Below are 22876 nucleotides of genomic sequence, written 5' to 3' on the forward strand. Positions count from 1 at the left end.
GATGATGAATTTTGAGCTTCGCTTGGAAGATATTGATCCTGAGTGGCTCATAGAAACCACTTATAAGTATGGTCCATTTTATACATGCGGTATTGGCGGTCGACAGGAACTCTCTAGCGGGCGCTTCTACGGCGATGCTAAATATCAGTTTTGCTATTATGAACAAATCAGGGATACGGGTCCTGACGAATTCATGGTTCATATATATAAAGCCACAAGTCGACGATTTTTCGGTGATAGACCAGATATCATATCTGAAGATATTGATTATATAAAAGAAAATATCACATTCTTCTACAAGACTTTTGATATTTTTACGCTCGGGGAATTTGGTTTTGGGGGAAGAGCCAAAAGGTGCGCGAAGGACGTGAAATTTAATTGGGGTATCTGGTAATGGGCCTGAATGCAGCTATCAATGCGTGCGTACGAAATGGGCTTATCAGTTATAAGCATCTCGGTATAACGCGCCAACTAACCTTTTCGCACCGCCAAAAATGATCTCGAAAAACCGCTGACAGCGTTGTTTTCTATTTTATTTCAAACAACTCCACTTTGTGCCGCGCAATTGCTTGACCTTTGGGTGTCTCTTGAGTAGGTTCCGCGCCGTTCTTAGCCGGAATAACGATCCCTGTTATTCTGCCTGCCAGGTGCCAAACGTGACAGACGAACCACCCGATAAGTCCTCGGATCAAGACGAACTGAACGATCTTGATAAGCGGCTGAAGGCGATCGAAGCGCGCAAGCGCAAGACGCATGATGTCAGCGGCGAGGTCGGCGCTAATCAGGGCTACCAGGCCCTGGGAGAGCTGCTTGGGGGATTCTGGGCGGTCTGGGGCTTGGCTGGCTCAGCGACCAGTATCTTCACACCCGGCCGTTCGGGGTGATCATCGGCGCTATTCTGGGCATGATTGTGGCGGTCTATGCGATCGTCCGCTCAAGCCGGGATAAATAGGTTACTGTTTGAATTCGCCCGCAAGGGCACATGAAATTGTCTAAAGAGGTTTTGGGGCTTATGGCCGATCCGTTACACCAGTTTAAGATTGAGAAGATCGTCGAACTCCCCACCTTCCATCTCGGCGGGGTGCCGGTGGATATGTCGATCACCAATTCCGTAATGGCCATGATCATCGCCGTCGGTCTGACCTGCCTGTTCTTCCTTCTGACCACCGCCCGCGCCAGCATCATCCCCGGCCGCGGCCAGGTGATGGCGGAAGGCATTTTCGGCCTGATAGACGACATGACCGATTCGATCATCGGCCACGATGGCAAGCAGTTCCTGCCTTATGTCCTGTCGCTATTCCTCTTCATCCTGAGTTGTAACCTGCTCGGCATGTTCACCTATTTCACCGCCACCTCGCAGATCGCCGTCACCCTGACGCTCGCCGCCATGACCATCCTGCTGGTGCTGGCCGTCGGCTTCATTCGCAATGGCCTCGGCTTCTTCAAGCTGTTCGTGCCGTCGGGCGTGCCCTGGTACATCCTGGTCGTGCTGGTGCCGATCGAAGTCATCGCCTTCATCATGCGCCCCGTCACCCTGACGCTGCGGTTGTTCGGCAACATGCTCGGCGGCCACATTGTCATGAAGGTCTTCGCCGGATTTATCGTCACCGGTCTGACCCTTGGCGGCCTTGGCGCCGTAATCGGCCTCGCCTCGATGGGCACCATCGTGGCGCTCACCACCCTCGAATTCCTGGTCGCCTACCTGCAAGCCTTCGTGTTCGCGGTTTTGACCTGCGTTTATCTCAGTGACGTGGTCAATATCGGCCACCACTAGGTTCTTCTTTCAATCTGTCCCTTTCCAAACTCGGAGTTAACACCCCATGGACGTTCAATCTGCAACCCTCATCGCCGGCGGCCTCAAGTACATCGGCGCTGGCCCGGCGACCCTCGGCATGATCGGCGCCGGTATCGGCCTCGGCATCCTGTTCGGCAACTACTATGTCGGCGCCCTGCGCAATCCTTCGGCTGCCAAGACGCAACAAACCAACCTCTTCATCGGCATGGCGCTGACCGAAGCCCTCGGCATCTTCGCCTTCGTTATCGCGCTGCTGATCCTCTTCAACGCGCCCAGCCTGTAAATTGAACACTTGCTGCCGGCGCGGGCTCTTCTGCGCCGGTCACAGGTTTTCAGGAATAAGATATGACAACCGCTCCCTCACCAGAGGCCACCTTATCTGCTGACGACGCCTCCGGCGCTTCGTTCTCGGCCACGCCGAGCGTGACCACGGTTGCCACCCTGGTCCGAGGTCAGGCTGTTGCCGAAAGCCAGCTTCCCGCCCATGACGCCCACGCAACAACCGAAACGGTTGGCGCCGAAGGCCAGCATGAGGCCAAGGAAGGCGGCCTGCCGCAGTTGAATACCGACCACTGGGCCGGCCAGATGATCTGGCTCGTGGTGATCTTCCTCGTCTTCCTGACGCTGATGGCGAAGGTCTTCGTGCCGCGCCTGCGCACGGTCATCGACACGCGCGGCGCCACCATCGCCGAAGACTTGGCCAATGCCCGCGCCAACCGCGACGAGGCCGAGGCCCAGGCGAAGCAGGCCGCCGCCGAGACCGCCGAAGCCCATGCCGCGGCCCGCAAGCTGGCGGCCGAGGCCCTGGCCCGTTCTAACGCCGAAGTGGCTGCCGCCACCGCCGCCGAGGACGAAAAGCTCGGCAAGCGCCTGGCGGAAGCCGAAGCCCGCATCCGTGCGCAGCGTGACGAGGCCATGGGCCATGTCAGCGACATCGCTCAGGAAACGGCGTCGCTTCTGGTTCAAAAACTGACCGGCAAGGCGGCCACCGCCGCCGCGCTCAAATCAGCGCTCGGAAAGGTCTAGGATCATGGAAATGCTTACCGAAGCCGAATTCTGGGTCCGCGCCGCCCTGGTCATCTTCTTCCTCATCCTGTTCGTCACCAAGGTGCCGGGCAAGCTGTGGACGTCGCTGGGCGATACCGGCAAGGCCGTTCGCGCCGAACTGGACGAGGCCGTCCGCATCCGCCAGGAAGCGACCGATCTGCTCAACAGCATCAAGGCGCAGCGCCCTGGCTTCCGAAGCCAAGGCCCGCGAACTGATTGCCTTTGCCGAGGAAGAAGCGGCTCGCATGGCTGCTGAAGCCCGCGTGAAGCTGGAAGAGACCATCAAGCGCCGCGAGGCCCTGGCCGAACGCAAGATCGCACAGGCCGAAGCCAACGCCACGGCCGACGTCAAGTCCGCCGCCGCCGATCTGGCCGCGCAACTGGCCGAGCAGATCCTGCTCGATCAGGTCGCCAAGGCCAAGACCGATACGCAGGTCGACAAAGCCATCGGCCAGCTCGAAGGCCGCTTTAACTAGAAGGGCCACAGGCCCTTCACCCATAACTCGACAGCGCTTGCTGCGAGGATAGGGTTAAATGTTCAAGGCCCGGAACTTAAGGTTCCGGGCCTTTTTCTATGCGCGCTATGGCCGCCTGGTATATCTGCGGCGTCTGTGGCTTGACGAATAAGGAGCTAATCTCCGGATAGGTCTTGCGGATGGCCGCTTCCATATCCGCGACAAGACGTTCCACCTGGGTGATTGTCAGGCCGTCCTCGAACTCCAGGCTGAGCGCCGCCACCACCTCCATGGGCGCCATGTGAGTGGTCAGCAGGCCATTGACCCGCAGGACGCCATCCATGCCTTCGACAAGGCGGATAATACCCTTCTGCATAGCTGGATCGGCACGCTCACCAATCAGCAGATCCTTGCTTTCTTTGGCGAGGAAAATGGCCACAGCCGCCAGCACCAGGCCAATGAGCAGCGAACCTATTCCGTCGAAGCGCGGCTCGTGGAAGGTCACCGAAGCCCATGTGGCGGCCAGCGCAATCAGGATGCCCAACATGGCCGCGCTGTCCTCCAGCAGGACCATGAATTTCGGCGGATCCTTGCTGTTGATAATGGCCTTAAGATAGCTCTGGTCGCCCTTATCCGCCCGCACGGACCGGACAGCCACCCACCATGAGCCGCCTTCGAATACCAAAGACAGTCCGAGCACAATATAGTTGATTACTGGCCGCTCCATAGGTTCCGGATTTTGCAGGTGGACAATGCCTTCGTAAAAAGACACCCCCTGCCCCGACCGCAAAGATTAGCAGGGCGACGACAAAGCTCCAGAAGTACAGCTCACGGCCATATCCCAGCGGATGGGCCTCGTCCGGCTTGCGCCGCGAGCGATGCATCCCGTACAGCAGCAGCACCTCATTGCCGGTATCGACAAAGCTGTGAATCGCCTCGGAGAGCATGGCCGAAGATCCGGTCATGGCCGCCGCTACCGCCTTGGTGACGGCCACCAGGATATTGCCGATTAGGGCGGCGAATACGACCTTGTTTGATTCGGATGCCATACCGTCTCCGTGGGTGGAGCTTTCGGCGTAAGGCCTCTGACGTAAGGATTCAATGAGACAGCAAAAAGCCCTCCGGCGAGCGGAGGGCTTTCAAATCATTTGCTGTTTTTAGACCGTCCGCGGCTTGCGGAGAAATCGGCGGCGGATGCCGACCAACTGACCGCGCCCCCTCAGGATCAACCGCTCGAACTTGAGCACCTGCTGCCAGAAGATCGAAACCACCTGCGGATTGCGGCGCAGCAGCTTGCGCAACGGCATAACCCAGTTGGGGTGACGGCGCTTGAGATGGATGAACTGGCGGCGTGCCCAGAAGGCATTGCGCAGGATCATGATCAGGCCGACGAGGATCAGGAAATAGTGACCGGGAATGATGATCAGCAGGAAGCCCGCCGCCAGGAAGACAAAGCCGAGCGCAATCATGATCCAGCCCAGCGCCTTCTTCGAGAAGCGCTTGGCGGCCCGCTTCACCGAGCGCGCCTTCGCCTTCCAGTCACGTGGAGCGGATTTGGCGGGGACCAATGATTTATAGGGCGCGGGCGCGCCATTTTCACTCGACATTTTGCTTATCTGGACGCCTTGTCACGCCCCATCAACTCTAAATTTTTTGCGACGCAACATAGCGTCCTTGGCCTCATATGGAGAGGCAATACGGCAATGTAAAGGCTCGTCCTGAATATCCGGTGAATGTGGAGAAAAATTAATTTCCCCTGCGTTATCCGGGCATCAGGCCGCGTCCTCTGAAGCGCGTGCAGGCCGTTTCCTGAATACCGATTTCACGCCCTGCTTTACGCCCTGACGCGAACTCTGCATGAAGCGAAAACGGCGGGGCATCAGTCCGCGCTCAACGCGCAACCCCTGCAGCCAGACCAGCGAAATCACCTTGGCGCCGGGCCGCAGCATGGCCCGAACCGGACCCAGCCAGCGCGGATGCGCCCTGACTTGGCGCATGAACTGACGCTTGATCCACATCGAACTGCGCAGCAGGAGGATCAGACCAAACAGCACGAACGGCACGCCCACCGGCCCCGGCAGGGGCGCCAGGACAACCCCGAAAGCCATCAGCACCATGCCGGCCAGGCTCATGAGCAGTTTTAGCAGTATCGCCATTTTTCTCGTTCAGGCGCTTTCCGGAATGAAACGCGCCCGCCTTTGTTTGTGCCACATATTATTGGCCGCCTGAGGGCGACCTTGGCACCTATATAGGGAGACTGAGATCAAGAAACGATGCGACGACCTGCCACAGATCGTTATTTGGCCATCACTTAATATGACAGCAGTTTGCGCGGCTTGTGAGCCGGCGCGGCGGCGGGCTTTGGACGCGGGCGGCGATTGCGCAGGATCGCCTTCAGGTCGTGACGGAAGCGATAGAGAAAGCGTCGCTCCTTGGGCAGAACACGGCGTTCGAGACGCAGGGCCTGAAGCCACAGCATAGCAACCACCTTGGCGCCCGGCCGCAACATGGCGCGCAACGGCCCCAGGAGCTTCGGATGGGCGTGGACGAGTTTGACAAACAGCCGCTTCACCCACATCGAGCTTCTCAGCAGGATAATCAGGCCCAGCAGGATGATGGGCACGCCAAACGGCCCCGGCAACGGCGTGATTACCACCCCGACCGCCATCAGCACCACACCCAGCACTGTCATCAGCAATTTGAAGAACACTGTCATGATTTGAAGATGGGATGGACCTCGTCGGAAGTCCATCCCATCTTCGTCTTTCACGCGATAAAAAGTGGTTAGCCGGCCGTTAAGTGTAGCTTAAGCGCGGCGCGCGGGCGGCGCGGGTCTCATCCAGGCGCTTGGCAGGGGCCAGATAGGGCGCGCCCTTGAAGCGGGCCACGTCGCCGGCTTTCGCCGCTTCGGCCAGGGCGCGCAGCACAGCGATGAAGCCGTCCAGTTCGTCCTTCGATTCGGTTTCGGTCGGCTCGATCAGCATGGCGCCATGGACGACCAGCGGGAAGTACATGGTCATCGGGTGGAAGCCCTCGTCGATCATCGCCTTGGCGAAATCAAGCGTGGTCACGCCGGTGCCTTCCAGCCGAGAATCATCAAACAGAGCTTCGTGCATACACGGCCCTTCCGGGAACGGCACGCTCATCAGATCCTGCAAGCTGGCCTTGATATAGTTGGCGTTCAGCACGGCATCCTCGGCGACCTGACGCAGGCCATCAGAGCCGTGGCTGAGCATATAGGTCAGGGCGCGGATGAACATGCCCATCTGGCCGTGGAAGGCGCACATGCGGCCGAAATTGGCGGCGGAACTGCCTTCATCATGCTCGACCAGATTGAAACCCGAGCCATTGGAAACTACCCACGGCTTGGGCGCGTAAGGCGCCAGCGCTTCCGACAGCACTACCGGACCGGCGCCCGGACCGCCGCCGCCATGCGGCGTCGAAAAGGTCTTGTGCAGGTTGATGTGCATGGCATCGACGCCGAGATCGCCCGGACGGACGCGGCCGACGATGGCGTTGAAATTGGCGCCGTCGCAGTAAAAATAGGCGCCGGCCTCGTGGGTAACGCGGGCGATCTCGACGATATCACGCTCGAACAGGCCGCAGGTGTTCGGGTTGGTCACCATGATGGCGGCGACGTCCGGACCGAGCTTCGCGGCCAGATCCGCCACATCGACGCGGCCGTCAGCCGTCTGGGCCACTTCCTTCACGGTGTAGCCGACAAAGGCCGCGGTGGCCGGGTTGGTACCGTGGGCCGAGGTCGGGACCAGCACGGTGCGGCGATGGCCCTGCCCCTTGGCCTCGTGGGCCGCCTTGATGGCCAGCAGGCCGCACAGTTCGCCGTGCGCGCCGGCTTTCGGCGTGATGGCGACGGCCGGCATGCCGGTCAGAGTTTTCAGCCAATGAGCCAGCGTATCCATCAGGGCCAGCGCGCCCTGCACGGTCGAAACCGGCTGCAGCGGGTGGATGTCACCGAGGCCAGCCACTCGCGCCATCTTCTCGTTGAGGCGCGGATTGTGCTTCATGGTGCAGGAACCGAGCGGATAGAGCGCCAGGTCGATGGCGTGGTTCTTCTGCGACAGACGCACATAGTGGCGCATGGCTTCCGGCTCGGTCAGGCCCGGCAGGGAGAGATCGTCACGCAGCAGGCCATCGAGGTCGGTCGCGTTGACCTCGATATCGGCGAAGTCGACGCCGGTGCGGCTGTAGTCGTCTTTTTCAAAAATGAGCTTTTCGGATTGCAGCAGGCCCTTGCCACCGAGCAGGGTCTTGAACGAGGTGGCCTCAACCGTGATTTCGGGGGCCGAAGGACGACCAACATTATTCATGCTCATTGGGCGACCTCCTTAAGCGTGGCGACAAGGGTAGCGATATCGGCGTCCGAGACGGTTTCGGTAACCGCGACGATCAGGTGGTTTTCGAAGCCCGGCGCGTTTTGCAGGCGGGCGAACGGCACGCCACCGAGGACGTTTTTCGCCGCCAGGGCTTCCACAACTGCGATGGCCGGCTTGGCCAGCTTGACGGTGAATTCGTTGAAGAAACGCGGGGTGACGATGTCAAAACCGGCGGTCGCCAGTTGATCCTTCAGGGCGTGGGCCTTGGCGTAGTTGATCTTGGCGACGCGCTTCAGGCCGGTCTGGCCCAGCAGGCTCATGTGGATGCTGAACGCCAGCGCGCAAAGCCCTGAATTTGTGCAGATATTCGAGGTCGCCTTGTCGCGGCGGATATGCTGCTCGCGGGTGGAAAGCGTCAGCACGAAACCGCGCTCGCCATCGGCATCGACAGTCTCGCCACACAGACGGCCGGGCAACTGACGCAGGTATTTTTCCTTGGCGGCAAAAAGCCCGACATAGGGACCGCCGTAGGACAACGGCACACCGATCGACTGGCCTTCAACGGCCACGACATCGGCGCCCATTTCACCGGGCGATTTCAACAAGCCGAGCGACATGGCTTCGGTGATAACCACGATCAGCAGGGCGCCGGCGGCTTGGGCGGCCTTGGCGATCTCGGTGACGTCCGTAGCCGTACCAAAGACGTTCGGGGTCTGAACGACGACGCAGGCGGTGTTGGCGTCGATATGTTGCAGCACGTCGGCTTCGTTATCGACAGCGACGGCGCAGGCTTCGGTCTCGATCCCGACGGCATGGGCCAGGGTCTCGACCGTTTCGCGGTAGTGCGGATGCAGGCCGCCAGAGAGTACGGCCTTGTTGCGCTTGGTCACGCGGGTCGCCATCAGCACACCTTCGGCGGCGGCGGTCGAGCCGTCATAGAGCGAGGCGTTGGCCACCGGCATACCGGTCAGGCGGGCGACCTGGGATTGAAACTCGAACAGGACCTGGAGCGTACCCTGCGCAATTTCCGGTTGGTAAGGCGTATAGCTGGTCAGGAATTCCGAGCGCTGGATGATGTGATCGACCGTCGCCGGGATATGGTGGCGATAAGCGCCGGCGCCGACAAAGAACGGCACCTTGGCAGGGCTGACGTTCCGGGCGGCGAAGGCGTTCAGTTGCGCCTCGACTTCCAGTTCACCGGCGAAGGCCGGCAGGTCAACCGTGCCCGTGCGGCGGGCCGATTCCGGCACATCAACAAACAGGGCATCGATCGAATCGACACCGATTTTTTCCAACATGGCGGCGCGGTCGCCGTTGCTCAGGGGGAGATATCTCATGGTTTTACTTTTCCAGACCAACACAGCGGCCCCCTCCACCATCGCACGGGCGACCCCGTTCGTGGTCCCCCTCCCCCGCTTCGCCAACGGCTTGCAAGGGAGGAGAAGGAGGCTCTTATTTTTCTCCTCCCTTGCGTTAGCGGGGGAGGTGGCGGGCGAAGTCCCGCCGGAGGGGGCAAAACGCCGTAAATTACAGCGTCGCTAAATAGGCTTCGTAGGCTGCGCGATCCATCAGCGCGTCCAGTTCCGAGGCATCGGCCAGCCTGATCTTGGCGATCCAGCCACCGGCTTCCGGCACGGCATTGATGGTTTCCGGCGCACCGGATAGCTCGGTATTGACTTCGATCACTTCGCCCGATACCGGCGCATAAACGTCCGACGCCGCCTTGACGCTTTCGACAACGGCGAAGCTGTCGCCGGTCTTCAGCACCTTGCCGACCTCTGGTACTTCGACGAATACGACGTCGCCCAGGGCCTCGGCGGCATAGGCAGTGATACCGACAAAGGCTTCATTGCCGGTAATGTTGACCCATTCGTGGTCCTTGGTGAACTTCATGATCTTAACCTTTCGGCTTGCGGTGATAGCCGTTGGCAACGAACGGCAGAGAGACGATTTCGGCGGCGTAAGGCTTGCCGCGGGTTTCCAGTTTCAGCTTCGTGCCGATGGCCGACGACGCCGGCGGTACATATCCCATAGCGATCGAGTAGCCGAGGCTTGGCGAGGGCACACCGGAGGTGACGATACCCAGCTCGGCGCCTTCTTCGCTGAGAATTTTCGCGCCTTCGCGGGCGGGCGGGCCTTCGAGCACACGAATGGCGACGCGGACGCGGTCCAGTTGGCCGTCCAGTTGTGCGCGCAGGCGGTCGATGCCCTTGATATCGCCACGCGCCAGGCGCGACTTGTTCATAGCGAAACCGAGATTGGCCTCGGCCAGGGTATAACCGGCGCCCATTTCGTGACCATAGAGCGGCATACCGGCTTCGAGACGCAAGGAATCGCGGGCGCCAAGACCGATCGGCTTCACGATGGGGTTCGACAGCAGTTCGTCCCACAGGTCGCCGACGCGCGCGGCCGGGAAGCTGATCTCGAAACCGTCCTCGCCGGTATAGCCGGAGCGCGAGATATAGGCGACCTCGCCGAGCAACTGGAAGGTGCCGCATTCCATGAAATACATCTCAGTGGCGGCCGGGCAGAGTCCCTTCATCACGTCCTTGGCCTTGGGGCCTTGCAGGGCGAGCAGGGCGCGATCACTCAGGACTTCGAATTCGACATCAGCGCCGGTTTCGTCATCGGCAATAAAATCGGCGATGATATCGAAATCCTGCTCCTTGCAGGCGGCGTTGACCACCAGCATGAAGCCTTCGGCGAAGGGGCGCGAGACCATCCAGTCATCGAGAATGCCGCCCTCTTCATTGAGCAGCAGCGAGTACTTCTGTTTGCCCTGAGGGAGGATGGCGAAATCGGTCGGGGTCAGGGCTTCGAGTACGGCAATGGCGCCCTCGCCGCTCAGGCGCGCCTGGCCCATGTGCGAGACATCGAACAGGCCGGCCTCGGCGCGGGTCCACTTGTGCTCGGCCAGCACGCCCTCATATTTGACGGGCATGTTATAGCCGGCAAAGGGCACCATCTGGCCGCCCAGCGCGACATGCTGGTCATAGAGGGGGTGAATTGGAGTTCGGAATCGGAGTCGGACATATGGCTTCACTCAAAACAGGGGTGACGGTTCGGTCGTTCTGCGCCCCCGCTGTCCTTTTGACCTGAGAGATTTAGGCGCTATTTACGCCGTTGCTCCGTCGGTGGGATGTCGAGCATCCACTTTCCAGCGTTTGAGTTATCCTACGGTCCGTGAGCCTGAGCGTTTCCGGGGCGGTTGCGCCTTCGGCGGTGTAACCGAAGCTACACTCTCTCCCGTAGGGGTGTTTCGCTTGTGCGTTAGGCCGGATTAAGAGTCAAGACGTAAGAATACAAACTATCTATCCCCACTTCACTAGCTGTGAATGGCCTTAAGTGGACAGCTGTGTAACTGACAGAATTAGCCCTTGCGCGTTTTATCGAATCGCGCACCTATAACCTTTCTCTCTTCACATGAACTCCTTGATTTTTTAAGCAGGAGTCTGTCATGAATTTGAGTGTTCCCCCTGAAAACGAAAAAAACCATGTAACTATCGGCTTTGGCAGGTGGTTCCAGGGAATGGCTAATGGAAAATACGCGATTAATGCACTGGTTTTGATAGCCGCAATGGCTTTTGGGACCATACTTGTTTGGAAACTGCTCGGCTAATGCAGCCAATGCACCAACCAAAACACTAGCAGCGCCGCAATCCCGATCACTAGTCCGGCCAGAACCAGCATCACCGTCAGGCTGGTCAGTTTTTGCGTCAGGGGTATCGGCTCGTAACTATAAGCATCCGCCGGCCAGACCTTGCTTTTGGCCAGCGCCTTCAGTTCACCAACCGTGAAATCCCGATAGACCAGGCACTTGTCCGGCCACAGCCACCAGAAAGGCGAGACCTTCTGTTCCGCCGGCGGCTTGACACCATGTATGGCCAGCAGGGTCAGCATGTCGTCGATATAGAAGTCGATCGTGGCATTATCATCGAGATCGCCCAGCACCCAGGCATCATCGCCGCGCGCCTTGAAAGCCGCCAGGCATTCCGGCGACAGGCGAGTTTCCAGCAGGTCATACAGGCCCTTCTCAAGCGGTTTAACCATTATTGACGATAAGCTTCAGATGACTTTTGACGCGCACCTGCGGCGGGTCATAGAGTTCCGGCCGTGGCACCACTTCCTTCCGCCCCAGGAAACGGTGTTTGTATTTCGCCATTTCCGGCAAGAGCGACGCCTCCAGGTGGTGGGTTTGGATCTCGACGCATTCATCGGCGATGCGTTCGATGTGGCGATTATGATAGCGTCCCGGCGGTGTGACAAGCACCAGTTTTTTCTTGGGAAACCGCTCTTTCAGATACCGCGCCGTGGCGGCGTGGTCGCCGTCCGCCGTCACCAGGTAGCAGACATCGAACAGATCGTCCTCGGCATCGGCGGCGATGGAGAGCGCCAAATTGACGTCGCCCTGTTTCTCAACCGATATCTGCCACTTGTGCCCGCAACTGTTGCAGCCATCCATGGCGTGGATGAAGTGGCCCATACGGCAGATCACACCCTGCCCTTGCAGCGCCTTCATGTAATCCTCGTGGCGTTGCAGCTTGGAACGGCTGGTCGGCGAGAAGGCCGAGCACCACACCACGCGCTTCACGACCTCGGACTTCGGCGCGATGGCGCGGCCTAAAGCCTTTAGATTCAGCCATTTGAGATAGGGGCGCTTGTAAGCATCGACAGCGTGATAAAGGTTGAAGCCGTCATAATAAAAGGCGGCACGCTTGCGGAAGAAGGGCAAGGACCAGCCGCCTCCCGAACCTGTCTCCCGCCCTTTAGACATACTCAAGCCCACCAGTTAACGTCTTGGTAACAATAAACCTCAGTTACGGGCGTTTGTCAGCAGGTTTGTGTTGAGAAGGGGAAAGAGAAAGCAGGAAGCCCCACCACCAACGCGCGAGCGCGCGTCGGTCCCCCTCCCCGACAAGTCGGGGAGGTATAAAAGAGGACGTGTCCATGCTCACATTTGTTCAGGCGCGCTGAGGCCCATCAGGTCGAGGCCCAGTTCGAGCTGGCGCAGGGTCAGGCTGACCAGTCCCAGGCGCGAGGCCTTGAGCGCGGCGTCTTCTCCCACCAGAACCGAGCAACTGGCATAGAATTTCGAGAAACCCTGCGCCAGGCGATAGACATGGTCCGCGAGAATGTTCGGCGCACGCTTGAGATAGGTTTCCTTCAGCGCGTTATCGAAGCCATCGAGCAGCAGGACCAGTTCGCGTTCGGCCGGCTCGGTCACGGTGATTAGGCCGGCCGCCAGCCCCTGCTCGCCGGCTTTACGCAGGATCGATTTCATCCGGACCGCCTGATAGAGCAGGTAAGGCCCGGTCTTGCCCTCGAAGCTCATGAAACGGTCGAGATCGAAGATATAGTTGGTCAGGCGGTGATTGCTCAGTTCAGCGAATTTCAGCGCCGCCACGGCCACCTTGTGCGCGGTATCGGCAAAGGCGGCTTCGGAAAGCCCCTCCCCCAGACCGGCCTCATGCAGGCGGGCATTGGCTTTTTCGACCGCCTGGCTGATCAGGTCGCCCAGCTTGAGCGTGCCGCCATCGCGGGTCTTGAAGGGGGTGCCGTCCGGGCCGTTGACCGTGCCGTTGGCGGCGTGCTCAAGTTGGCCCTCCTGCGCATAACCGGCGAGATAGGCCGTGCGGAAAACCTGCTCGAAATGCTCGGCCTGGCGCTGATCAACAATATAAAGGCTGAGATCGGGCCCGAATTCCTTCTGGCGCTGCACGATGGTGGCGACATCCGTGGTGCCATACATGGCCGAGCCTTCGGAAGAGACGGCCAGCAAGGGTGGCGGGCTGGGCACTTCGACCACCGAGCCATCCTCCAGCTTCTTCTTGCGGGTTTCGCCGGGGCGCGCGACGTGAACCACCTGCGCCCCATTGTCCTCGACCAGCAGCCCCTTGGCCTTCAGATCGGCGATCATCGGCTCGACATACGGGTCAGCGTCGGATTCGCCGTACCACAGGTCAAATTCAACGCCGAGCGCCGCATAGTCACGCTTCAGGGCTTCGCGGCTGACCACCACGAAATGCTGCCACAGGGCGCGATAGCCCGGCCGGCCGTCCTGTAATTCCTTGGTCGCCTTGCGCGCCGCCGCCAGGAAGTCCGCGTCCTTCGCCTTGATGCGCGCGCTCGATTTCGGGTAGATCCGGCCGAGATCCGCCAGGGTCACCGGCGACTCTTCCGGATAAGGCCCGGTATAGGCCCCATCGAAATAAGGCAGGTCCGGCTGTTCCTCGGAGAGCCCAACGATCAGTTGCCCCATTTGCAACCCCCAGTCGCCGAAATGGGCATCGCCTATGACCTCGTCACCGAGAAACCGTAGGGTACGCTTGAGGCTTTCGCCGATCACCGCCGTGCGCAGGTGGCCGATGTGCATTTCCTTGGCGACATTGGGACCGCCGAAATCGATCATCACCTTGCGCTTTTGCGCCACCTTTGGCGCACCGATGCGAGGATCGCCTGCCAGGGCATTGGCGCGATCCGACAAGGCGTCGTGCGACAGGGTGAAATTGAGGAAGCCCGGCCCGGCGATTTCAAGCTTTTCCAGGCGCACATCGCCATCGAAATGCGACACGATCTTCGTCGCCACCTCGCGCGGATTGGCCTTGGCGGCCTTGGCCACGGCGAGCGCGCCATTGCACTGGAAATCGGCCAGGTCGGGGCGATCCGAAGCGTTCACGCGGCCGGCCGAGGCATCAAAACCTTCCGCCACAAAGGCAGAGGCGGTGCTGGCACTCAGTTCGGTCTTGAAGTCATGGGACTCGATGAAGGCTTCGGTAAAGGCAGGCATGGCGGTATCCGGGGAAAAACTTCCGCCGTAATAGGGTCTCACCGCACCTAAAACAAGAACCTTATTCGGCTGGCTTCTGCTCGACAGGCGAGACATAGCGGAAATGCTTGCCTTCACGGTTGAACTCGGCCATTTGCGGCGTCACATCGAATCCGATCAGCACCTCGAAATTCGAGCCGGAGATCGTGATGTCCTTGCGCGGGATATAGATACCTTCCAGGCGCGTATTGACATCCACCCGCTGCTGACCTTCGGCGAAGGTGACCGGCAGCTCAAATTCCTGCTTGGCCAGGACGGTCTTGTCGCGCTCGGTGACGGCAATCCAGTAATGATAGACATTGGTCTGGCCCTCCGCCTGCGGCCCGCGGCCGAGCGAGAAGCTGATATCCATGCCAACCTGGATCGGATCCGTGCCCTCATAGGCGCATTCCGACTGGATACCGTTGATTTCGCCGGTCCACATGGCAGCGGCGGTCGTCTGCACATCATTTTTGAACTGGTGGTAGCGCGCGGCATCATAAAGCACCTTGACGTAAGGGCACGCCCCCTCGGCCTTGCGTTTTTTCAGATTCAGCGAGCGGTTTCCCCACTCCTCGTCCTTTTTCTGCCGGTCGGCCGCAGCCTGCTGGTCATCGTCGGCGCCGCCACCGCGTCCGCCCATCTGCGCCATGGCGGCACCGGCTGAACCACTAAGGAGCACACCCAGGCAAACCCCGGCCCAAATACGGCGCATAACAACTGACATAGGCGTGAAGTTCCCCAACAGCGAATAAGATGGATGAAGCGGCTTTTAAGCGAAGCGCATCCTTAACGGATGTGTAGCGTCTTGAAATCACTTTTCAAAGGGTTTTATGGAGGACTTGCGGCCAAAGTGCGGCGGACGGGCTTCACCATTGATATGCCCTCAAGCCGGGCGGGCTTCCTCGCATCAGGCTCGGGCGGGCAGTCGCCCTTGCCAACGATTGCTTTGCAATAGTTGGAGACGCATATTCCCAAATCCGCCGAAAAGACTTATGTGAGCCCTATGAATTCCGCTGTCCGCCCCCTTAAGGTCTATCTCGCCACGCCGCGCGGCTTCTGCGCCGGCGTCGACCGCGCCATCCAGATCGTCGAGCGCGCCATCGAGCGCTATGGCGCGCCGGTCTATGTCCGCCACGAGATCGTCCACAACAAGCATGTGGTGGACCGCCTGAAGGGCCTGGGCGCCGTGTTCGTCAAGGAACTGGATCAGTGCCCGCCGGATCGTCCGGTGGTCTTTTCGGCCCACGGTGTGCCCAAATCGGTGCCCGCTGATGCGCAAAACCGCCAGATGTTCTATCTCGACGCCACCTGCCCGCTGGTTTCCAAGGTCCACGTCGAGGCCGAACGTCACCATAATGAGGGCCGCGAGATCATCCTGATCGGCCATGCCGGCCACCCTGAAGTCATCGGCACCATGGGGCAACTGCCCGAAGGGACCGTGAAACTGATCGAAACGGTCGAGCAGGCCCTCGAATTTACACCGGTCGATCCGGATAACCTGGCCTTTGTTACCCAGACCACGCTTTCGGTCGATGATACCGCAGAGATCGTCGGCGCCCTGAAGGCGCGCTTCCCGCAGATCAAGGTGCCGCACAAGGAAGATATCTGCTATGCCACCACCAACCGCCAGGAAGCGGTCAAGCAGGTCTCGGCCGATTGCGACCTGGTGCTGGTCATCGGCTCGGCCAAATCATCCAACTCCCAACGCCTGGTTGAGGTGGCCCTGCGTGGCGGCGCCAAGGCCGCGTATCTGGTTGACGATGCCAGCCATGTCGACTGGTCATGGTTCGACGGCGTTGATACGCTCGGCGTTTCCGCCGGGGCATCGGCGCCGGAAAACCTTATAGAGGAACTGATCGCTGCCGTTTCCGCCCGCTTCGATGCCGAGGTGATTGAGAGCAACGGCGTGCGCGAGACGGTCACCTTCAAGCTGCCGAAAGCCGTCGCCTGAGCATGACTGAACGCGCGCACGTCACCCTCTATACGGATGGCGCCTGCAAGGGCAATCCCGGCCCCGGCGGCTGGGGCTGCATCCTGATGTCCGGCCTGCACGAGAAGGAACTCTACGGCTACGACCCCAGCACCACCAACAATCGCATGGAGCTGATGGCGGCTATCGCCGGTCTGGAAGCCCTGAAAAAGCCGTGCGACGTGAAGCTTTATATCGACAGCCAGTATGTGCTGAAGGGCATGACCGAGTGGATCAGGGGCTGGAAGGCGCGCGGCTGGAAGACGGCCGACAAGAAGCCGGTGAAAAATGATGATCTGTGGATCCGGCTCGATGCCGCCGCAAAGCCGCACAAGATCAAGTGGATCTGGGTCAAGGGCCACGCCGGCAACGAACTGAACGAACGCGCCGATCAACTGGCCAACAAGGGCATAGAGGAAGCGCGCGCCCGCGCCTGATTTATTTCCTGATCTTTAACCTCCGTTAGCCCTGTCATGGCATGATGGCCTTGGACAGAATGTCATCACAACGCAGGTTCAGAAATGAACTCCATCAACACCAATATCGGGGCCATGATCGCCCTGCAGAATCTGAACGCCATAAACCGCGATCTTCAGAAAACGCAGAACCGTATCTCGACCGGCCTGAAGGTGGCCAGCGCCAAGGATGACGGCGCCACATGGGCCATCGCCCAGAGCCAGCGCTCCACTGTTTCCTCGCTTGATGCCGTCAAACAATCGCTGTCGCGCAATTCGTCCGTGGTCGATGTCGCCATGACCGCCGGGGAATCGGTGTCCGATCTGCTGACCCAGTTGAAGGAAAAGGCCCTCGCGGCTTCGGATACGTCGCTCGACTCCACCGCCCGTGATGCGCTGAAAAACGATTTCGTCGCCATCCGCAACCAGATCACCAAGACGCTGGCCACCGCCGGCTTCAATGGCATCAATCTACTGAACGGTTCCAAAACCTCCATCGCCGCCCTCGCCAATGCCGAAGGCACCAGCCGGCTGACCGTGGCCGCGCAGAACATGTCGCTGGGCGGTTCCATCGTGACACTCGGCGCCAATGCCGATTTCTCGACCGCCACCTCGGCGGCGGCCCTGCTCAGCACGCTCGATTCCTCGATCAATAATGTCTCGGCCGCCCTGGCGCGGCTCGGCACGTCGTCAAAAGCGCTGGATAATCACCTGACCTTTATCGGCAAGCTGCAGGATACGATCACCGCCGGGATCGGAAATCTGGTCGATGCCGACCTGGCGAAGGAAAGCGCCAAACTGCAATCCCTCCAGGTCAGGCAGCAACTGGCCATTCAGATGCTGTCGTTCTCAGCGCAGTCCCAGTCATGGGTACTCAGCCTGTTCCGGTAGTGAGCGGTCAGTCGAAATCGAAGATATCGCCAAAGTCGAAACGCTTCTTTTTCTTCCGGTGCGAAAAGTCGCGCCCCTCGTAGCGGCTGTCATAATCGTCCTCCCGCCGGGCACGCGGCTGCGCCGGCGGCGGCAGGGGAATATCGCGGTCATCCTTCGACAGGGCAATCAGCTTTTCCAGTTCGCCGCGGTCCAGCCACACACCCTGACACTGGGTACAGATATCGATCAGTATGCCTTCACGGATGACTTCACGAAACGATCCCTGGCAGACAGGGCAGATCAGGGCCGGCATGGCAACTCCTTCAGGTGGACCTATCCTCTGACATGGAACTATAAAATCCAAAGTCAAGGGACAACCTTCAGATCCCTTTTGAAGCGCCGCCAGTTGCGCACATAATGCGCCGCTGAATGGGTCAGCTTGCCGATCTGCTCCGGCGTCAGTTCACGCGTCACCCGTGCCGGCTGACCGATCAGCAAAACACCGTCAGGATATTCCTTTCCTTCCGGTACCAGGGCGCCCGCACCGACAATGGTGTTCTTCCCGATCTTCGCCCGCGCCAGGATCACGGCGCCGATGCCGATCAGGCTGTTGTCACCGATCTCGCAGCTATGGATCATGGCCTTGTGGCCCACGGTCACGTCATCGCCGATCGTCAGCGGCAGGCCGTCATCAGAATGGAGCACGGCGCCATCCTGGATATTGCTGCGCGCACCAATGGCGATCGGGTCATTATCGCCGCGCACCACGGCGCAGAACCAGATACTGGCGTCCTCCCCAAGCGTCACATCCCCCATCACATCAGCCGAGGGCGCTATCCAGAAACGGCCGTCTGCCGGCAGGTTCGGCGTCTTGTCTCCCAGTGTATATATGGCCATGAGCGCCTCCCGTGTCCGATTGTTTCTTTATGACGCATTTGCGAAATTATGAAAGTGATCGGCGTAATTAAGATATCGCTAACCAAGCTCGGCGAATCTGATAGCGTCATCACAGGCAGGGGAATCAGTATGCCCCTTCCGCGATCGGCATCAGACTTAAAGGTTCCAGCCTTAGAGGTTTAACAGTGGCAGTCCGGGTTGCGTTTTCATCCCTTGCTTCTCCTCCACCGCCCCACGGCGATGATGGCCCCTCTTACGCCCCTTCCGGCGGCTGCCGAATCTCCTCCCCCAACCGCGTATCCCGTACACAAAGGCGAGCCACTTCTGGCGTCGCCTTTTTTCATGTTCTTTTTTAGGAGCCCACCATGACCAAGCGAGCCGCCAAACGTTTTATGCGCGAAGGCAATCTGGATGCGGAGCAATTCGCGCCGGATACGAAAGTGCGCCGTATGAATGTGCATGGTGCAGGCATCAATAACGGCTGGTCGCCGGCCAATGAAGAACGTGACCAGTCCTATGTGAAGACCATCAAGCCGAAATCCGAAGGCCAGGCGGCCCTTATGGCGGCGATCGATGAGAAGAACCTCGTGCTGGCGCTCGGCCCCGCCGGCACTGGTAAGACCTATCTCGCCATCGCCAAGGCCGTGGAAGCACTGGAGGCCGGCAAGGTCGGCCGCATCGTTCTTTCGCGCCCTGCCGTTGAGGCCGGCGAATCGATCGGCTTCCTGCCCGGTGATATGGAGGACAAGCTGGCGCCTTACCTGCGCCCGCTCTATGACGCCCTCACCGATCGCCTCAGCATGAAGCGCGTCAAGGCCCTGATGGCCGAGGGTTTGATCGAGATCGCCCCGGTCGGCTACATGCGCGGCCGCACGCTCAACAACGCCTTCGTGGTCATCGATGAGGCGCAGAACTGCACCTATGTCCAGCTCAAGATGCTGCTCACCCGCCTGGGCTGGAACTCGACCATGGTCGTCACCGGCGATCCGCACCAGTCCGACCTGCTGCCGGGCATTTCCGGCCTGGCCGACGTGGCAGACAAGTTCGAGGCGGTCGAAACTATCGAGGTGGTCCGCCTGAAGGACAAGGACATCGTGCGCCATCCGCTGGTGGCGCAGATGCTGGGCGTGCTGTAGGCGCAGCGACTGCCGCTCAAACGGAAACGGCGGGTTTCGGCCCGCCGTTTTTTTCGCCCCCGGCAAAGAAAAAGCGGCGAGGTCACCCTCGCCGCTTCTCTTGTAGCTGATCTGTCAGAACCTAGAAGTCCTTCGAGACGTTCAGATAGAACTGACGACCGATGATGCCGGTGCTGTATTGGCTTCCGAAAGGATAATTGCCAAAACGGCTTGCCGATCCGGCATAGACGCCTGAACCGATAATCGGCGCATACTTGTCAAACAGGTTATTGACACCGGCAATGACTTCAAAGGTCTTCGCCCGATAACGCAGTTCAAGATCATGCGTGACGAAGGGCGGAACCGAAGCCGCATAGGTAGCGTTCGGGGCGTAAGAGACATTGCCGCCCGTATTACCGGTTTCGTTGCGGAAACCCATATTGCTGGCATTGCCGATGTAGTTGAATGTCCAGGCCAGGGTCCAGTCCTTGTGCGTAAAGCGCGTCTGTACGTCACCCGCCCAATGTTGCTGACCGATCAGCCCCGTATAGTTGTCAATGATCGAGTCCGGATAAAGCTGAATCTTGTCGTACTTATAGTAGGTGAATTTAGCGTCGGACGACAGAGTACCATAGTTGAACTCATGCTCGTAATTGACCGTAAAGTCGATACCTGCACTGGCTTCTGTCGGAATGTTGCGATAGCTGCCATCGATCGTGAGGATCGAATGATAGGTCGGCGACAATGGATCCATATCACGGACAAATTGATCGCAATAGCCCGGCTTGGAGCGGAAATCGACGCTGGCATAGCAGGCGCCCACGACGGCCGCGCCACTGGAACTGATCTGGTTGGCGATCTTGATTTTCCAGAAATCGATCGCCAGTTTGAAGCCCGTGCTCGGCGGCGTCAGAACGAAACCAAGCGTGGTGGCATAAGAGGTTTCAGGCTCCAGATCGGTACCACCGTGTGTCGTGATCACGGCAGATGGATTGGCGCCATCATAATCGCCCGGAATGCCATCCGCCAGACAGTTGGCCTTGATGGTTGGGCTGACCTTCGGGCGGCCCGTGACGGCATCGGTGTCATCATAACGGATGCAGGGGTCGAGACCAAGTTGGTTCAGATAACCGGTTTGGTCATTCAGATACAGTTCGTAGAGAGCCGGCGCCCGGAACGATGTTCCTGCGGTGCCGCGAACGCGGAAGATGTTGTCGACAGCCCAGTTGAAACCAACCTTATAGGTGCCGGAACCGCCAACACTTTTGTAGTTGCTGTAACGGCCCGAAAGGTTGAGTGTCAGGTCTTCAAAGAACTTCTTGCCGCGCACCACCGGTGCTTCCAGTTCGAAGAAGGCTTCAGACAGATGGTCGGTGCCCTTTGTTTCACCCGCCGAAGACTGATTATAGGAATTACCGGAACGCGACAGCTCCCCCGGCAAGTCATCGATCTTGTCTTCACGGAAGCTGACACCAAATGCAGCGCCCAGAGCACCAGCCGGCAATTGATACAGATCACCTGTGATTGTGGCTTCGGCGATGTTCTGTTCATAGACAGTCTTGCCAACGTCCTGGGTGAAATACCAGGCTTCTTCTTCAGGTGTGAGCTTGGCCTTGGTCAGGGCGTCATTGGTGAACAGATTGAGCGGAATACAACCCGCCGGCGCACCGGTGCCACAAGCTTCGCCAGTGGTGGGATCTGAATAGAAAAAGGCATTCTGATCAAAGCCAGTGCCCCAGTCGATCCGATCTGCATAGATAGCGGTGCCGGCATAGGTTCCATCGCTCTTAGAATGTGACACATACGCATCCCAGTTCCAATTGCCTATATTACCGCGCGCTCCCCCAAGGAGACGAGTGAAGTCGACCTTTTGCGTCGAGACAAATTTATGCAAGGCAATCGGCTCAGCAATGGTCGGGAATGGGTTGACCGAGGCATAATCGGAATAATACGGGAACAGTTCTCCGTATTGCGATTGCGATGACTCACGGCGTCCCCACATGAGTTCGGTGTAGAGCTCTGCCCCCCCCATCCAGTCGGGACGATAATTGCCTTGTGCGTAAAGGAACGAGCGTTTTACGGGCGAAAATGCTGTAGAATCAAGCGCTTCCTGAGGATCAAAGTCGATTTGCGAATTCTTCGTAACGGATCTCGAAATCAGGAATGCCGGGTATGCCAACCGTGGTCACCGAACCAGGCATGGAACGGTAGTAACGGTTGGTGAAAACATCAATCACCACGTTCTGCGCCAGGCCATTGGCATTATAGCACTTATATTTGCCGGTATTGACGTCTACCAGATCGGCACGGCTGCCGTCAGCATTATAATAGTAATCCTGCGGGCAAGCCAGGCCAGGACGATCGGACAGATAGAGCGGCTTTTGCTCGTAATATTCGCCGGAAACCAGGATATTGCCTTTGTCGAAGCTCTTGCCCCACATGGCGCTGGCGCTGTAGCTGTCGGCACCGCTCTTTTCGGATTTTAACCCCGAAGCTTCCAGGTGCAGACCGTCATAGTTCTTTGTCGTGATGATATTGACCACGCCGGCGACGGCATCGGAACCATAGATTGACGAAGCGCCGTCGGTGAGGATTTCATAACGCGACACCAGGGATTGCGGAATGAAATTCAGGTCAACCGCACCTACCGTTCCGCTGACGCCGGCAGGCGGCATACGCCGGCCGTTGATCAGAATCAGCGAGCGCTGCGCGCCCAGGCCGCGCAGGGAGAGTGTGTTCACACCATCCCCGCCATCCACTACGTAACCGGTAAAGGTATTGTTGATCTGACCTGCACCGGCCGCGATCGACGAGGATTGCAGTACGTCGGCAGCGCTGATCATGCCGGAAAGGCTCGAACGTTCCGATGTGATGATCTGGACGGGAGCGGCTGAATTGAATTCGGACTTCCGAATACGAGAGCCCGTGACCACAACCTCCGTCGTGCCTTCATCGGCCGGCGCGGCTTCCGGGGCTGCGGGGGCGGCCGTCGTGTCGTTGGCGGGCGGCGCATCCTGGGCAAAAGCCGCCCCCCACATACAGCGTGGTCAGAATGGTGCCGGCCAGCAACCATTTGCGCGTCAAATTCGTCGATTTCGACATAAAAAGCTCCATTGTGTCTGGTCCCC

Annotated in this window: 30 protein-coding genes and 1 riboswitch; of the genes, 13 read left to right on the forward strand and 17 right to left on the reverse strand. The window is 59.2% G+C overall.

Annotated elements, in window-relative coordinates; translation table 11 throughout:
• Window position 1 precedes the first annotated feature (1 nt).
• From NVV72_19565 to NVV72_19600, 8 genes are all read left to right on the forward strand, one after another.
• Entirely contained in the window at window positions 2–394 is a 393-nt protein-coding gene (locus NVV72_19565) for a hypothetical protein (protein ID MCR6661404.1), read from the forward strand.
• Between the two features lie 262 nt (window positions 395–656).
• Window positions 657–884 carry a hypothetical protein gene (locus tag NVV72_19570; protein ID MCR6661405.1) on the forward strand — a complete coding sequence of 76 codons (228 nt, stop codon included), beginning with the start codon at window positions 657–659 and terminating at the stop codon, window positions 882–884.
• Window positions 830–952, forward strand: a complete 123-nt coding sequence (locus NVV72_19575) for an AtpZ/AtpI family protein (protein MCR6661406.1) — start codon at window positions 830–832, stop codon at window positions 950–952. Before NVV72_19570 ends, NVV72_19575 begins: the two co-directional genes overlap by 55 nt.
• A gap of 60 nt (window positions 953–1012) precedes the next feature.
• A complete protein-coding gene (locus NVV72_19580; protein ID MCR6661407.1) occupies window positions 1013–1774 on the forward strand; it encodes a F0F1 ATP synthase subunit A in 762 nt (253 codons plus the stop codon).
• A 46-nt stretch (window positions 1775–1820) separates the two neighbouring features.
• Complete coding sequence (locus NVV72_19585; protein ID MCR6661408.1) at window positions 1821–2078, forward strand: F0F1 ATP synthase subunit C; 258 nt, start codon at window positions 1821–1823, stop codon at window positions 2076–2078.
• Window positions 2079–2140: 62 nt separating this feature from the next.
• A complete protein-coding gene (locus NVV72_19590) occupies window positions 2141–2821 on the forward strand; it encodes a hypothetical protein (protein ID MCR6661409.1) in 681 nt (226 codons plus the stop codon).
• Between the two features lie 4 nt (window positions 2822–2825).
• Complete coding sequence (locus tag NVV72_19595; GenBank protein MCR6661410.1) at window positions 2826–3098, forward strand: hypothetical protein; 273 nt, start codon at window positions 2826–2828, stop codon at window positions 3096–3098.
• Window positions 3088–3318, forward strand: coding sequence for a hypothetical protein (locus NVV72_19600; GenBank protein ID MCR6661411.1), 231 nt, complete (start codon window positions 3088–3090; stop codon window positions 3316–3318). The genes NVV72_19595 and NVV72_19600 overlap by 11 nt, the downstream gene beginning before the upstream one ends.
• Before the next feature lie 76 nt (window positions 3319–3394).
• Here the strand turns inward: NVV72_19600 and NVV72_19605 are convergent, their stop codons facing one another.
• The 9 genes from NVV72_19605 to gcvT all read right to left on the reverse strand — a co-directional run bounded on the left by NVV72_19605 (window position 3395) and on the right by gcvT (window position 10596).
• Window positions 3395–4024 (reverse strand): cation transporter, encoded by a 630-nt coding sequence (locus tag NVV72_19605; protein MCR6661412.1) that lies wholly within the window; start codon window positions 4022–4024, stop codon window positions 3395–3397.
• A complete protein-coding gene (locus NVV72_19610) occupies window positions 3927–4346 on the reverse strand; it encodes a cation transporter (protein ID MCR6661413.1) in 420 nt (139 codons plus the stop codon). Before NVV72_19610 ends, NVV72_19605 begins: the two co-directional genes overlap by 98 nt.
• 108 nt (window positions 4347–4454) lie before the next feature.
• Window positions 4455–4904: a hypothetical protein gene (locus tag NVV72_19615; GenBank protein MCR6661414.1), complete on the reverse strand. Its 450-nt coding sequence runs from the start codon at window positions 4902–4904 to the stop codon at window positions 4455–4457.
• Between the two features lie 165 nt (window positions 4905–5069).
• On the reverse strand, window positions 5070–5453 hold the full coding sequence (locus tag NVV72_19620) for a hypothetical protein (GenBank protein MCR6661415.1): 384 nt from the start codon (window positions 5451–5453) through the stop codon (window positions 5070–5072).
• Between the two features lie 155 nt (window positions 5454–5608).
• Window positions 5609–6013, reverse strand: a complete 405-nt coding sequence (locus NVV72_19625) for a hypothetical protein (GenBank protein MCR6661416.1) — start codon at window positions 6011–6013, stop codon at window positions 5609–5611.
• 79 nt (window positions 6014–6092) lie between these two features.
• On the reverse strand, window positions 6093–7631 hold the full coding sequence (gene gcvPB / locus NVV72_19630; GenBank protein MCR6661417.1) for an aminomethyl-transferring glycine dehydrogenase subunit GcvPB: 1539 nt from the start codon (window positions 7629–7631) through the stop codon (window positions 6093–6095).
• The gene (gcvPA, locus tag NVV72_19635) at window positions 7628–8968 is read right to left on the reverse strand and encodes an aminomethyl-transferring glycine dehydrogenase subunit GcvPA (GenBank protein MCR6661418.1); all 1341 of its coding nucleotides are present in this window, start codon (window positions 8966–8968) and stop codon (window positions 7628–7630) included. Before gcvPA ends, gcvPB begins: the two co-directional genes overlap by 4 nt.
• Before the next feature lie 190 nt (window positions 8969–9158).
• Window positions 9159–9524, reverse strand: coding sequence for a glycine cleavage system protein GcvH (gcvH, locus tag NVV72_19640; GenBank protein MCR6661419.1), 366 nt, complete (start codon window positions 9522–9524; stop codon window positions 9159–9161).
• 4 nt (window positions 9525–9528) lie between these two features.
• Entirely contained in the window at window positions 9529–10596 is a 1068-nt protein-coding gene (gcvT, locus tag NVV72_19645; protein ID MCR6661420.1) for a glycine cleavage system aminomethyltransferase GcvT, read from the reverse strand.
• A gap of 202 nt (window positions 10597–10798) precedes the next feature.
• Window positions 10799–10890, reverse strand: a riboswitch (glycine riboswitch).
• Between the two features lie 198 nt (window positions 10891–11088).
• Between gcvT and NVV72_19650 the strand changes: the two genes are divergently transcribed.
• The gene (locus NVV72_19650) at window positions 11089–11250 is read left to right on the forward strand and encodes a hypothetical protein (GenBank protein MCR6661421.1); all 162 of its coding nucleotides are present in this window, start codon (window positions 11089–11091) and stop codon (window positions 11248–11250) included.
• On the opposite strand, the gene NVV72_19655 is transcribed toward NVV72_19650, so the two are convergent.
• The 4 genes from NVV72_19655 to NVV72_19670 form a co-directional block, all read right to left on the reverse strand.
• Complete coding sequence (locus NVV72_19655; protein ID MCR6661422.1) at window positions 11247–11681, reverse strand: hypothetical protein; 435 nt, start codon at window positions 11679–11681, stop codon at window positions 11247–11249. The genes NVV72_19650 and NVV72_19655 overlap by 4 nt on opposite strands.
• Window positions 11674–12405, reverse strand: a complete 732-nt coding sequence (locus NVV72_19660) for an NYN domain-containing protein (protein ID MCR6661423.1) — start codon at window positions 12403–12405, stop codon at window positions 11674–11676. Before NVV72_19660 ends, NVV72_19655 begins: the two co-directional genes overlap by 8 nt.
• Window positions 12406–12582: 177 nt before the next feature.
• On the reverse strand, window positions 12583–14418 hold the full coding sequence (gene argS / locus NVV72_19665) for an arginine--tRNA ligase (protein ID MCR6661424.1): 1836 nt from the start codon (window positions 14416–14418) through the stop codon (window positions 12583–12585).
• 61 nt (window positions 14419–14479) lie between these two features.
• Window positions 14480–15151, reverse strand: coding sequence for a Tat pathway signal sequence domain protein (locus tag NVV72_19670; GenBank protein ID MCR6661425.1), 672 nt, complete (start codon window positions 15149–15151; stop codon window positions 14480–14482).
• Between the two features lie 291 nt (window positions 15152–15442).
• Between NVV72_19670 and ispH the strand changes: the two genes are divergently transcribed.
• From ispH to NVV72_19685, 3 genes are all read left to right on the forward strand, one after another.
• Window positions 15443–16390 (forward strand): 4-hydroxy-3-methylbut-2-enyl diphosphate reductase, encoded by a 948-nt coding sequence (ispH, locus tag NVV72_19675; GenBank protein ID MCR6661426.1) that lies wholly within the window; start codon window positions 15443–15445, stop codon window positions 16388–16390.
• 2 nt (window positions 16391–16392) lie between these two features.
• Complete coding sequence (gene rnhA / locus NVV72_19680; protein ID MCR6661427.1) at window positions 16393–16845, forward strand: ribonuclease HI; 453 nt, start codon at window positions 16393–16395, stop codon at window positions 16843–16845.
• An 84-nt stretch (window positions 16846–16929) separates the two neighbouring features.
• Entirely contained in the window at window positions 16930–17754 is an 825-nt protein-coding gene (locus NVV72_19685) for a flagellin (GenBank protein ID MCR6661428.1), read from the forward strand.
• Between the two features lie 7 nt (window positions 17755–17761).
• On the opposite strand, the gene NVV72_19690 is transcribed toward NVV72_19685, so the two are convergent.
• Both NVV72_19690 and NVV72_19695 read right to left on the reverse strand, forming a co-directional pair.
• Entirely contained in the window at window positions 17762–18049 is a 288-nt protein-coding gene (locus NVV72_19690) for a zf-TFIIB domain-containing protein (protein ID MCR6661429.1), read from the reverse strand.
• A gap of 53 nt (window positions 18050–18102) precedes the next feature.
• Window positions 18103–18633 (reverse strand): gamma carbonic anhydrase family protein, encoded by a 531-nt coding sequence (locus NVV72_19695; GenBank protein ID MCR6661430.1) that lies wholly within the window; start codon window positions 18631–18633, stop codon window positions 18103–18105.
• A gap of 365 nt (window positions 18634–18998) precedes the next feature.
• On the opposite strand from NVV72_19695, the gene NVV72_19700 reads away from it, so the two are divergent.
• The gene (locus NVV72_19700; GenBank protein ID MCR6661431.1) at window positions 18999–19769 is read left to right on the forward strand and encodes a PhoH family protein; all 771 of its coding nucleotides are present in this window, start codon (window positions 18999–19001) and stop codon (window positions 19767–19769) included.
• A 121-nt stretch (window positions 19770–19890) separates the two neighbouring features.
• On the opposite strand, the gene NVV72_19705 is transcribed toward NVV72_19700, so the two are convergent.
• The gene (locus NVV72_19705; GenBank protein ID MCR6661432.1) at window positions 19891–21750 is read right to left on the reverse strand and encodes a TonB-dependent receptor; all 1860 of its coding nucleotides are present in this window, start codon (window positions 21748–21750) and stop codon (window positions 19891–19893) included.
• Between the two features lie 115 nt (window positions 21751–21865).
• Window positions 21866–22786: a TonB-dependent receptor plug domain-containing protein gene (locus NVV72_19710; GenBank protein ID MCR6661433.1), complete on the reverse strand. Its 921-nt coding sequence runs from the start codon at window positions 22784–22786 to the stop codon at window positions 21866–21868.
• Between the last annotated feature and the right edge of the window lie 90 nt (window positions 22787–22876).

Origin of the sequence: Asticcacaulis sp. (assembly GCA_024707255.1) — a bacterium.
Classification (GTDB): Bacteria; Pseudomonadota; Alphaproteobacteria; order Caulobacterales; family Caulobacteraceae; genus Asticcacaulis.